Annotated in this window: 8 protein-coding genes; all 8 read left to right on the top strand. The window is 66.5% G+C overall.

The window, feature by feature from the left end:
* The first annotated feature begins 74 nt into the window (after window positions 1-74).
* Window positions 75-2,708, top strand: a complete 2,634-nt coding sequence (locus WDM91_07585; protein MEI9994440.1) for a TonB-dependent receptor — start codon at window positions 75-77, stop codon at window positions 2,706-2,708.
* 543 nt (window positions 2,709-3,251) lie between these two features.
* Window positions 3,252-4,316 (top strand): LacI family DNA-binding transcriptional regulator, encoded by a 1,065-nt coding sequence (locus WDM91_07580; protein ID MEI9994439.1) that lies wholly within the window; start codon window positions 3,252-3,254, stop codon window positions 4,314-4,316.
* Between the two features lie 227 nt (window positions 4,317-4,543).
* A complete protein-coding gene (locus WDM91_07575) occupies window positions 4,544-5,674 on the top strand; it encodes a fumarylacetoacetate hydrolase family protein (GenBank protein MEI9994438.1) in 1,131 nt (376 codons plus the stop codon).
* Entirely contained in the window at window positions 5,671-7,107 is a 1,437-nt protein-coding gene (locus WDM91_07570; GenBank protein ID MEI9994437.1) for an aldehyde dehydrogenase family protein, read from the top strand. Before WDM91_07575 ends, WDM91_07570 begins: the two co-directional genes overlap by 4 nt.
* 18 nt (window positions 7,108-7,125) lie before the next feature.
* Entirely contained in the window at window positions 7,126-7,872 is a 747-nt protein-coding gene (locus WDM91_07565; GenBank protein MEI9994436.1) for an SDR family oxidoreductase, read from the top strand.
* Window positions 7,869-8,687, top strand: a complete 819-nt coding sequence (locus WDM91_07560) for an SMP-30/gluconolactonase/LRE family protein (protein MEI9994435.1) — start codon at window positions 7,869-7,871, stop codon at window positions 8,685-8,687. Before WDM91_07565 ends, WDM91_07560 begins: the two co-directional genes overlap by 4 nt.
* A gap of 134 nt (window positions 8,688-8,821) precedes the next feature.
* A complete protein-coding gene (locus WDM91_07555) occupies window positions 8,822-10,600 on the top strand; it encodes an IlvD/Edd family dehydratase (GenBank protein ID MEI9994434.1) in 1,779 nt (592 codons plus the stop codon).
* 134 nt (window positions 10,601-10,734) lie between these two features.
* The gene (locus WDM91_07550) at window positions 10,735-12,201 is read left to right on the top strand and encodes a sugar porter family MFS transporter (GenBank protein ID MEI9994433.1); all 1,467 of its coding nucleotides are present in this window, start codon (window positions 10,735-10,737) and stop codon (window positions 12,199-12,201) included.
* Window positions 12,202-12,401: the final 200 nt, after the last annotated feature.

Raw genomic sequence — 12,401 nt, 5'->3', positions numbered from 1 at the left:
GTCGAAGCTTCCGGACGGCAGAGATGCCGTGTGCGGCGTGGAGCCGCTTTGTCGAAATTTTGAGGGGATCTAGAATGAAGACGCGTAACCTGAAATCGCTGATGCTGGGCGCCAGTGCGCTCACCCTGGCCGCACCGCTGCTGTCGATCGCCGCGCAGGCCCAATCGACCGGCACACAGGAGGTCGAGACCGTCGTCGTCACCAGCGAACGGACTCAGACCAACGGGCTGATGAACGCCGCGCCGATCGCCAAGGAGCGTTCGACGATCACCAGCGAGTTCCTGCAGACGCAGACCGCCGGCCAGACGGTGTTCCAGTCGCTCAACTACATGCCGGGCGTGAACTTCACCAACAACGATCCCTATGGCTCGAGCGGCGGCAACATCCGCATGCACGGCCAGGACGGCAACCACATCTCGCTGACGCTCGACGGCATGCCGCTGAACGACACGGGCAACTACGCCGTCTACACCAACCAGCAGCTCGATCCCGAAGTGGTCGACCGCATCAGCGCCAACCAGGGCTCGACCGACGTCGACAGCCCGACGGCGGCGGCCACCGGCGGCGTCATCGCCATCATCTCCGACCATCCGCATGAGAATTTCGGTGCCGAAGCCGTGCTCACCGGCGGCTCGTTCAGCGACCAGCGCTATTTCGGCCGCATCGATTCCGGCACGTTCGGTCCGTGGGACACCAAGGCGTTCGCCTCGCTCTCCTGGCAGGACTACGACAAGTTCAAGGGTCCGGGCGACCTCAAGAAGTGGCAGGGCAACGTCAAGTTCGAGCAGGACTTCGGCGATCTCGGCTGGATCACGCTGGCCGGCCACTGGAACAGCAACCGCAACAATTCCTATTACGCCGAAGACTATGTGCCCAACACCACGGGCTTCACGGGATCGACGACGGTGCCGCCGAGCGGCCTCGCGGCGACGGCCGACCTCATCAAGGGACCGGATGGCGGCTATATCGCCAACCCGCTGAACACCTCGACCAGCTTCAGCGGCACGGGCTGGGACCGCGACTACATGACGAGCTGCGCCTATACCGCGCCGGTCGCCGGCACCGCGGACAACACGATGACCACCTGCGGCAACTTCTACAAGGTGAAGATCAATCCGTCGGACACCGGCAATATCCGCATGCAGTCGCTGTGGCATCTCGCCGATGCCCTGACGCTGACGGCCGACGCCAACGTGCAATATGTGCTGGCGAATGGCGGCGGCGCGTTCTCGTTCAAGGAGAATGGCGGCCAGCTCATCGGCAACACGACGATCGCCGGCGCGGGCACCACCACGACGCCTTATACCTGCCTCGCGGGCCGCGGCTGCGACCTGAACGGCGACGGCGACGTGATGGACACGGTCGAGCTCTACCAGCCCAGCACGACGAATACCCGCCGCTGGGGCTTCAACATGTCGCTGATCTACGAGTTCGACGACAACAACACCGTCCAGGCCGCCTACACGCTGGATTACGGCCTGCACCGCCAGACGGGCACGACGTCGTACTTCGATCCGGTCAACGGTCCCTACGATCCCTTCGCGGGTCTCAAGGACAAGGCCCATGAGGTGCTCGACGCGGACGGCACGCCGCTGCGCTATCGCGATCGCAAGTCCAAGGCGATCATGAACCAGGCGGCCTTCGACTATGAAGGCAAGTATTTCGACGGCGCGGTGCGCGCCTCGCTCGGCTTCCGCCTGCCGTTCCTCGAGCGCGACCTCAACCAGTACTGCTACGAGCAGGCCGGCTCCTCGACCGCATACTGCACCAACCAGACGCCGACTTCGTTCGACGCGGCCAGCAACCGGTACTTCTTCGCCGGCGGCAACGCGGCCGGCTATACGGCGCCGGGTCACACGGTGCGGCGCTACAACCGCTTCCTGCCGCATCTGGGACTGAGCTATCTGCCGTTCGGCGACGAGCATCAGTTCTTCGCGTCCTACACCCAGGAAATCGCGGCGCCGCGCACCGACAACCTGTACCAGAGCGTCTGCACCTCCAACTCCAATCCGTGCACGCACTACACCACCTTCACCAGCACGAAGCCGGAGACCTCGACGACCTATCAGGCGGGCTATCGCTACCTGACGAGCGACCTGCAGGCCTCGCTGGTCTATTGGAACTCGCAGGTGCGCAACCGGATCGTCAGCTCGTTCGACCCGGACACCAACACCTATTTCGACCACAACGTCTCAGGCGTGAACTTCTGGGGCTTCGACATGGAGGCGAACTGGTTCGCGACCGACCAGCTCAGCTTCTACGCCAATGGCGGCTACGACCGCGCCCGCATCACCGGCAACATCCCGGTGGGCGGCGGCTCCGTGCCGACTCTGAACAAGCAGCTTTCCGAGACGCCGAAATGGACCTTCTCGGGCCGGGCCCAGTTCGCGGCCATGCCGGACCTGCGCCTGGGTCTCGAAGGCAAGTATGTCGGCAAGCGCAACCAGACCGAAGACAACAACGCCTTCGTTCCGGATTATTTCACGGTCAATGCCGACATCACCTACGACCTCGACGCGATCGGCTGGGACAATTCCTCCATCCGCTTCAACGTCGACAACGTGCTGAACAAGCACTACTTCACGAGCCTCGGCACCCAGACCTGCTGGACGCCGGTGGCGCCGACGACCAGCGGCTGCACCACCTTCCCCTATGCTTATCTGGGCTCGCCGCGGATCTTCCAGGTCTCGCTGACCGCGCGCTACTAGGCGGCCGGTGGAAATCAGGCCGGCCGGGCGCAATCCCGGCCGGCCTTTTCCGTTTGCGGCGCGTAGCGATGCCGCCGTCCGGGCGCCGTCAGTCCTGGCTGGGTAACTGCCGCCCGGGCATCGGCAGGACGCTAGCGGTCCTGGGGTCCCTTGGGCGTGGTTTTATGTATCGCAATATGCTAAATCCACGCCGCGTAAAGCGGGGACGATCCTCATGCACCGCGTAGGGTTTGCCCTTCTGGCCGTTCTCATTGCCGTGGTCCTCCTATCCGGGGCGGCCTATGACGCCAGTCTTCTTTCCCATTACCTCATCCGCGCAATGGCTCACGCCGGACGTGCTACCGCCATATCCATCTCGATGACAACCAGCTTGGGCTGCGCCTATTTCGTCATATGGATGGGCTTGCGCCATCGCGCGCGCAAGCAATAGCTCCAATCCGCGCCTGAAAATCCGAACTGCAACCGTGCCGCCGTCCGGGGATACTTTGCCCGGGCGGGATTGTCTGGTAGGGGAGGGTCCCGCCTCAACCGGAGAGTGAAAGTTTGGCCCAGAAGAGCGGCCGCCGCGGCAATAACGTCGTGACCATTCACGAAGTGGCGCGCCATGCCGGCGTCTCGCCGATGACGGTCAGCCGCGTGGTCAACGGCGAGAGCAATGTGCGCGAATCGACCCGCGTGAAGGTCGCGGCCTCGATCAAGACGCTGCATTATTCGCCCAATCTCGCGGCCCGCAGCCTGGCCAGCGCCAGCGCGGTGCGGGTGGGCCTGCTCTACTCGAACCCGTCCGCCGCCTATCTGAGCGAATTCCTGGTCGGCAGCCTGGAGCAGTCCTCGCTCAGCGGCTGCCAGCTGGTGATCGAGAAGTGCGACGGCCCCGACAGCGAGCGCGCCGCGATCGAGAAGCTGGTGCGCACCGGCGCCGACGGCGTGATCCTGCCCCCGCCGCTCTGTGATTCCGAGGAGGCGTTGCGCGCGGTCGTCGACGCGGACATCCCGGCGGTGGTGGTCGCCACGGGACGGCCGGCGGCGGGCATGTCGGCCGTCAGCATCGACGATTTCGAGGCGGCGCGCTCGATGACGCGGCGCCTGGTGGCGCTCGGCCATCGCAATATCGCCTTCATCACCGGCCATCCCAACCAGACCGCGAGCGAGCAGCGCTATCGCGGGTTCGTCGCGGGCATGGAGGAGGCGGGCCTCAAGCCCGACCCCAAGCAGGTGGCGCAGGGCTATTTCACCTATCGCTCCGGCCTGGAAGCGGCGGAGAAATTGCTGCGCGGGCCCAAGCGCCCGAGCGCGATCTTCGCCAGCAACGACGACATGGCGGCCGCGACGGTCGCGGTCGCGCATCGCATGGGACTGGACGTGCCGCGCGACCTCACCATCGCCGGCTTCGACGACACGCCGCTGGCGACGACGGTGTGGCCCGCGCTCACCACGGTGCGCCAGCCGATCGCCGAAATGGCGCGCGAGGCGGTCAAGCTGCTGCTGGAGCAGATCCGCCGCAAGCGCTCGGGCGCGGAGTCGGAGCCGGTCCAGAAGCTGCTCGAGTTCACCCTCGTGCCGCGTGAATCGACCGGCCGGGTCAGTGCGCTGGCGCCGGAGCGCTAGCTTCAGCGGTCCGACGGGCCGGTCGCCTTTTGCACAAACCGTCGACCCGTGGTCCGCTATTGTGCATTGCAGCAGGGGCTTGGCCCGTTGCGCAGGCGCGTTCGCCGCGCCCAACGCCCTTGACAGGCAGGCGCCCTTGCTGTGTTGGTAGCGCAACCAAAACACAAGAAGCGTCGGAACGGACGCCGTGGGATGCTGTGGATGGGACGCTTTGAACAGGTTCTGTCATGACTGATTTTCTGCCCCGCGACTGGCGGGAGGCGACGCTGGTCGGCCGGCTCGACCAGGGCGCCGGGCCGGTGCCCGTGCTGCTGCGCGAAGGCCGCGTGCTGGACGTGAGCCGCGCCGTGCCGACCGTGTCGGCACTGCTCGACGGCTGGACCGGTTCGGCGAGCGGCCGCGATCTGGGCGAGATCACCGATCTGGGGCTGCTTGAGGCCTGGGTCGGCAAGGGCGAGGCCAGGCTGCTGGCGCCGCTCGACCTGCAATGCGTGAAAGCCGCCGGCGTGACCTTCGCGGTCTCGGCGGTGGAGCGGGTGATCGAGGAACGGGCGCGGGGCGACGCGTCGAAGGCACAGGACATCCGCAATGCGTTGAAGGATCGCGTCGGTTCCGACCTGCGGGCGGTGAAGCCGGGGTCGCCCGAGGCGGTGAAGCTGAAAGCGGCGCTGATCGCCGACGGACTGTGGTCGCAATATCTCGAGGTCGCGATCGGGCCGGATGCGGAGATCTTCACCAAGGCGCCGCTGCTGTCCTCGGTCGGCTGGGGCGATTTCATCGGCATCCGCTCGGATTCGGACTGGAACAATCCCGAGCCGGAGATCGTCATCGTCTGCAACCGCGACGGCAAGGCGATGGGCGCGGCGCTGGGCAACGACGTGAATCTGCGCGATTTCGAGGGCCGCAGCGCGCTATTGCTCGGCAAGGCCAAGGACAACAACGCCTCCTGCGCCATCGGGCCGTTCATCCGGCTGTTCGACGAGCATTTCACCATGGACGACGTGCGCCAGGCAGTGATCGAGCTGGAGATCGTCGGGCCGGAGAACTACCGGCTCGAAGGCCGCAGCACGATGGCGGAGATCAGCCGCGATCCGCTGGACCTGTGCAAGCAGGCGATGAGCGAACATCAGTACCCGGACGGGTTCGCGCTGTTCCTCGGCACGCTGTTCGCGCCGACCCAGGATCGCGACCATCCCGGCCGCGGCTTCACCCACAAGATCGGCGACATCGTGCGCGTCTCGACTCCCAAGCTCGGCGTGCTGGAGAACAAGGTGACGACGTCGAAAGCGGCGCCGCCGTGGAATTTCGGCGTCGGCGACCTGATGCGCAGCCTGGCGCAGAGAGGACTGCTGCAATGACGCAGACCCTGACCCATTTCATCGACGGCGAGCGCGTGACGGCGGATGCGCCGCATGAGAGCCTGAACCCGTCCAACACCGACGAGGTGGTGGCGCGCTTCCCCGACGGCGGCAAGGCCGAAGTCGACGCGGCGGTCGATGCCGCGCGCAAGGCGTTTCCCGGGTGGAGCGGTGCGTCGCCGGAAGTGCGGGCCGACCTGCTGGACAAGGTGGGCGAGACGATCCTCGCGCGGCGCCACGATCTCGGAAAACTGCTTTCCCGGGAAGAAGGCAAGACGCTGCCCGAGGGCATCGGCGAGGTGACGCGCGCCGGGCGCATCTTCAAGTATTTCGCGGGCGAGGCGGTGCGGCGGCATGGCCAGAACCTGGATTCGGTGCGGCCCGGCGTGGAGATCAACACCTTCCGCGAAGCGGTGGGCGTGTTCGGGATGATCACGCCGTGGAATTTCCCGATCGCGATTCCGGCGTGGAAGACCGCGCCGGCGCTGGCCTTCGGCAACACGGTCGTGCTCAAGCCGGCCGGTCCGACGCCCGCGACGGCGGCGGCGATGGCCGACATCCTCTTCGAATGCGGCGCGCCCAAGGGCGTGTTCAACATGGTGATCGGACGCGGCCAGGTGGGCGACGCCATCGCCAAGCATCCGGATGTCGACGGCATCTCCTTCACCGGCAGCCAGGGCGTCGGCGGGCAGGTCGCGCTGGCGGCGGTGGCGCGCCAGGCGCGGGTGCAGCTCGAGATGGGCGGCAAGAATCCGCTGGTGGTGCTCGACGACGCCGATTTCGACCGCGCGGTGCTGTGCGCGCTGGACGGCGCGTTCTTCGCCACGGGCCAGCGCTGCACCGCGTCGAGCCGGATCATCGTGCAGGACGGCATCTACCAGAAATTCGTCGCGGCGCTGACGGAGAAGACGCTGGCGCTCAAGGTCGGCGACGCGCTCGATCCGGCGTCGAAGATGGGCCCGGCGGTGAGCCAGCAGCAGCTCGAGCAAAACCTCTCCTATGTCGACATCGCGGTGAAGGAGGGCGGCCGCCTGACCGGTGGCGGCGCGCGGCTGACGCTGGGCACGCCCGGCTACTACATGAGCCCGGCCGTGATCGCCGACACCACGGTGCCGATGCGCATCAACAACGAGGAAGTGTTCGGTCCCGTCGCCTCGGTGGTGCGCGTGAAGGATTACGACGAAGCCCTCGCGGTCGCCAATGCCGGCGAATTCGGCCTGTCGGCGGGCATCTGCACCGGCTCGCTCAAATATGCCCGGCATTTCCAGCGCAACGTCCGCGCCGGGATGGTGATGGTCAACCTCCCGACCGCCGGCGTCGACTATCACGTGCCGTTCGGCGGCTCGCGCAAGTCGAGCTATGGCGCGCGCGAGCAGGGCTTCGCCGCCATCGAATTCTACACCCAAACCAAGACCGCCTATTCCTTCGCGTAAGGGGTCTGAAGAGGAACTATGTCGTCAGCCATCTATCCGAGCCTGAAGGGCAAGCGCGTCGTGGTGACGGGCGGAGGCTCCGGCATCGGCGCCGCGATCGTCGCCGCCTTCGCGCGGCAGGGCGCGAAGGTGTATTTCCTCGACATCCTCGACGCCGAGAGCCATGCGCTGGAGCAGGAGTTCGGCGGCTGCGACCACGCGCCGGTGTTCTGCCACTGCGACCTGACCGATTTGGACGCGGTCACCAAATTCTTCCGGGAGACCGGTCCGGTCGACGTGCTGGTGAACAATGCCGGCAATGACGACCGCCACAAGCTCGCCGACATCACGCCGGCCTATTGGGACGAGCGGATCGCGGTGAATTTGCGTCACATGCTGTTCTGCGCCAAGGAGGCGGCGCCGGGCATGAAGGCGCGGGGCGGCGGCGCGATCATCAATTTCGGCTCGATCTCCTGGCATCTGGGCCTGCCCGACCTCGTCATCTACGAGACCGCCAAGGCCGGGATCGAGGGCATGACGCGGGCGCTGGCCCGCGAGCTGGGCGGCGACAATATCCGCGTCACCGCCGTGGTCCCCGGCAACGTCAAGACCCCGCGCCAGATGAAATGGTACACGCCGGAGGGCGAGAACGAGATCGTCAGCCAGCAGTCCTTGAAAGCGCGCGTCGAACCTGAAAATGTTGCGGCGCTGGTGCTGTTCCTGGCATCGGACGACGGCCGGATGTGCACCGGCCACGAGTATTGGATCGACGCCGGCTGGCGATGACACCCGACTGCGTATGGAACGTGGAGGCGATGCTGGGCGAGGGACCCCTCTGGGTGCCGCGCGACCAGGCGCTGTGGTTCGTCGACATCAAGAAGCGGCATATCCACCGCTACGAGCCGGCGACGGGCGGCAAGGCGACGTTCGACGCGCCGGAAAGCCCGGGCTTCCTGACGCCGGAGGGCGACGGCTTCATCGTCGGCCTGACCAGCGGCCTCTACCGCTTCGATCCCAAGACGAGCGCATTCGACCTGCTGCACCGTGTCGACGCCGACAAGCCCGGCAACCGGATCAATGACGGCGCGCGCGACGCCGCGGACCGGCTGTGGTTCGGCACGATGGACAATGGCGAGGCGGCGCCGACGGGCAGCCTCTACCGGCTCGACGCCTCCGGCCCTGTCGCGGTCGAGGGCGGGATCGCCATCACCAACGGGCCGTGCTCCAGCCCCGACGGCAAGACGTTCTATCACACCGACACGCTGAAGAAGCAGGTCTACGCCTACGATCTCGGAGCGGACGGGGCGCTGTCGAACAAGCGCGTTTTCGCGACGATCGAGGACGGCGCGGGCTATCCCGACGGCTCGGTGATCGACGCGGAGGGCTGCCTGTGGCTCGGGCTCTATGGCGGCTGGGCCGCGCGGCGCTATGCGCCGGACGGAAAACTCGTGTCCACGGTGCGCTTTCCCTGTGCCAACATCACCAAGCTCGCCTTGGTGGGCAAGACGGCCTATGCCACGACGGCGTGGAAGGGGCTGGACGACAAGGCGCGCGCGGAGCAGCCGCTGGCCGGCGGGTTGTTCGCGTTCGAGCTCGTGTAATCCCTATTGTCATGGCCCGCAAAAGCGGGCCATCCAGGTGACGCCACCAAGCTTTCGCCAGATGTGGCTCACCAGCTGGATGGCCCGCTTTTGCGGGCCATGACAAGTCAGTTGAACGGCAAAAGGAGAGGCCCATGCCCGAGCGCAAACCCGCCAAGCGTTTCCGCTCCCTGGACTGGTTCGCGGCGCCGGGGCGCAACGACATGGCGGCGCTCTATCTCGAGCGCTTCATGAATTACGGCATGACGCCGGAGGAATTGCGCTCGGGGCGGCCGATCATCGGCATCGCGCAGTCGGGCAGCGATCTCAATCCCTGCAACCGGCACCATCTCGAACTCGCCAAGCGGGTGCGCGACGGCATCCGCGACGCCGGCGGCATCCCCATCGAATTCCCCACCCATCCGATCTTCGAGAATTGCCGCCGCCCCACCGCGGCCGGCGACCGCAACCTCGCCTTCATGACGCTGGTGGAGATCCTGCACGGCTATCCGATCGACGCGGTGGTGCTGACCACCGGCTGCGACAAGACCACGCCGGCGGCGATCATGGCGGCGTCGGCGATGGACATCCCCGCCATCGTGCTGTCGGGCGGACCGATGCTGGACGGCTGGCATGACGGCGAGCTGGTCGGCTCGGGCACCGTGATCTGGCGCAGCCGGCGCAAGCTGGCGGCGGGCGAGATCACGGAGGAGCAGTTCCTCCAGGCCGCCTGCGATTCCGCGCCGTCGGCCGGACATTGCAACACGATGGGGACCGCTTCGACGATGAACGCGGTGGCGGAGGCGCTCGGCATGTCGCTGCCCGGCTGCTCGGCGATCCCGGCGCCCTATCGCGAGCGCGGCCAGATCGCCTATGAGACCGGCAAGCGCATCGTCGACATGGCCTATGACGACCTGACGCCGTCGAAGATCCTGACCCGCGCGTCCTTCACGAATGCGATCGCGACGGTCGCGGCGATCGGCGGCTCGACCAACGCGCAGCCGCATATCGTGGCGATGGCGCGCCATGCCGAGGTGGAGATCGGCGTCGCGGACTGGAACGCGGCGCACGACATCCCGCTGCTGCTGAACATGCAGCCCTCGGGCAAATATCTGGGCGAGCGCTTCCACCGCGCCGGCGGCGTGCCCGCGATCCTGTGCGAGTTGCTGAAGGCCGGGCGGATCGACGGTTCGGCCCTGACCTGCACGGGCGCGACGCTGGCGCAGACTATCGCGGGCCGCGAGACCCGGGACCGCGAGATGATCGCGCCCTATGACAAGCCGCTGATGGAGCGCGCCGGCTTCATGGTGCTGAAGGGCAACCTGTTCGACTTCGCGATCATGAAGACCAGCGTGATCTCGGCCGATTTCCGCAAGCGCTATCTCAGCAGCCCCGGGCGCGAGAACGTGTTCGAGGGCAAGGCGGTCGTGTTCGACGGCTCGGACGATTATCACCACCGGATCAACGACCCGGCGCTCGGGATCGACGGCAACACCATCCTGGTGATCCGCGGCGCCGGCCCGGTGGGCTGGCCGGGCTCGGCGGAGGTGGTGAACATGCAGCCGCCCGATGCGCTGCTGAAGCAGGGGATCGCGTCGCTGCCGACGCTGGGCGACGGGCGGCAATCGGGGACGTCGGACAGCCCGTCGATCCTCAACGCCTCGCCGGAAAGCGCGGTGGGCGGCGGGCTGTCCTGGCTGCGCACGGGCGACCTGATCCGCATCGACCTCAACAAGGGGACCTGCGACGCGGTGGTGCCGGAGCCGGAGATCGCGCGCCGCCGGACCGAAGGCCTGCCACCGGTGCCGGAGACGGCGACGATGTGGCAGGAGATCTTCCGCGCCACGGTCACGCAGATGGACAGCGGCGCGGTGATGGCGCCGGCGCTCAAATACCGGCGGATCGGCGCAAAGACGCCGCGGCATAATCATTGAGCGCGCATTGAGCGGGGAGCATCGCTAACAATTCCCGCGCCCTTGCGCGGTGGTATCGCTATCAATAGGGTTTGCCAAGGGATTTGACGTCCGGCGCCAAGACCGGGCCGTCAGGAAACGCAAGGGGATACGCCATGACCAAGCCGAACTACGGCCTCGTAATCATGCTGACCGTCGCGGCGACGCTGGGCGGCCTGCTGTTCGGCTACGACACGGCGGTGATCTCCGGCGCGACCGATGCGATCACCTACAATTTCGTCACGCCCCTGCACCTGCCGGAGAGCAGCGCGAATTTCCTTTCCGGTTTCGCCATCGGCTGCGCGCTTCTGGGCTGCGTGCTCGGGGCCGCGATCGCCGGGCCGGTCTCGACCGGGCTGGGACGCCGCACCGGCCTGCTGATCGCGGGCGTGCTGTTCTTCGTCTCGTCGATCGGCGCGGGCTTTCCCGAATTCGGCTTCGGCGCGCTGGGCTTCACCGGGCCGCATGCGCTGCCGATCTTCATCTTCTATCGCCTGATGGGCGGCACCGCGATCGGCATGGCCTCGATGCTGGCACCGATGTACATCGCCGAGATCGCGCCGCCTTCGACCCGCGGGCTTCTTGTGACGTTTCAACAAATCGCCATCGTGGTCGGCATCAACCTGGTCTATTTCGTCAATTGGTTCGTCCAGTCGATGGGCAATCACGACTTCCTGATGAATCTGGGCTGGCGCTACATGCTGGCCTCGGCGGCGATCCCCGCAACCCTGCTGATCGTCTTCATGCTGCTGGTTCCCGAGACGCCGCGCTATCTGGTGCTCAAGGATCGCGGCGCCGAGGCGCTGGCGCTGCTGCGGCGGCTGGGCGGCGGCGATCCCGACACCACGCTGAAGGAGATCCAGGCGACGCTGACCCAGCACACGCGGCCGCTGCTCAGTTTCGGCTGGCTCGTGCTGATCGTCGGCATCATGCTGTCGGTGTTCCAGCAGGTCGTGGGCATCAACGCGGTGCTCTATTTCGCGCCCAAGATGTTCCAGAACATGGGCGCCTCGCAGAACGACGCCTATCTCGAATCCGCTTGGTTCGTCGGCGTGACCATGACGCTGTTCACCCTGGTGGCGACCGCCACGGTCGACCGGCTCGGGCGCAAGCCCTTGCTGGTGTGGGGCGCGCTGATCATGGCGGCGGCGATGCTGACGCTGGGCACGCTGTTCCACCTGCATCTGGTGAGCGCCACGGTGCAGGCCGGCGCCTCCGGCACCAGCGGCTCGTCCTATGTCGCGATTGCGGCGGTGGTGGTCTACATCATCGGGTTCTCCTTCTCCTGGGGACCGGTGACCTGGGTGATGCTGTCGGAGATCTTCCCCAATTCGATCAAGGGCAAGGCGATGTCGATCGCCGTGGCGGCGCAGTGGATCGCGAATTTCGTGGTGTCGCAGACCTTCCCGATGCTGGACGGCTCGTCGGCGCTCAACGCCGCGTTCAATCACGGCTTCGCCTATTGGCTGTACGGCGTCGGCGGCTTGCTGGCCGCGGTGTTCGTGCTGCGCTTCGTGCCGGAGACCAAGCAGCGCAGCCTCGAGGCGATCGAAGGCCTGTGGGGCAAAAAGCGCGCCGGCTGATTCGGGGACGTCTGCGGAAGACAGCGCTGTCTGCCGGCGCATGCCAGGGGCCGCCACATGAATCCGTCACGTCCGCGCCGATCCGTCCGTGCACGCATGATCGCGGCGTTGCCAATTGGACACCCTGCGCGGAATTCCATTGCGCGTTTGCAGTGCAGCACGACGCAATCCTCTTGACGGCACTGTCACAGAGGAATAAA

This window comes from Rhizomicrobium sp. (assembly GCA_037200385.1).
Taxonomy (GTDB): domain Bacteria; phylum Pseudomonadota; class Alphaproteobacteria; order Micropepsales; family Micropepsaceae; genus Rhizomicrobium.
The sequence above is the reverse complement of the archived record's forward strand: the minus strand, read 5'-3'. Positions and strand labels throughout refer to the sequence as shown.

Coding starts and splice junctions, on each gene's coding strand:
- WDM91_07585 (MEI9994440.1), top strand. CDS start 75: ATGAAGACGCGTAACCTGAAATCGCTGATGCTGGGCGCCAGTGCGCTC.
- WDM91_07560 (MEI9994435.1), top strand. CDS start 7,869: ATGACACCCGACTGCGTATGGAACGTGGAGGCGATGCTGGGCGAGGGA.
- WDM91_07550 (MEI9994433.1), top strand. CDS start 10,735: ATGACCAAGCCGAACTACGGCCTCGTAATCATGCTGACCGTCGCGGCG.
- WDM91_07565 (MEI9994436.1), top strand. CDS start 7,126: ATGTCGTCAGCCATCTATCCGAGCCTGAAGGGCAAGCGCGTCGTGGTG.
- WDM91_07570 (MEI9994437.1), top strand. CDS start 5,671: ATGACGCAGACCCTGACCCATTTCATCGACGGCGAGCGCGTGACGGCG.
- WDM91_07555 (MEI9994434.1), top strand. CDS start 8,822: ATGCCCGAGCGCAAACCCGCCAAGCGTTTCCGCTCCCTGGACTGGTTC.
- WDM91_07575 (MEI9994438.1), top strand. CDS start 4,544: ATGACTGATTTTCTGCCCCGCGACTGGCGGGAGGCGACGCTGGTCGGC.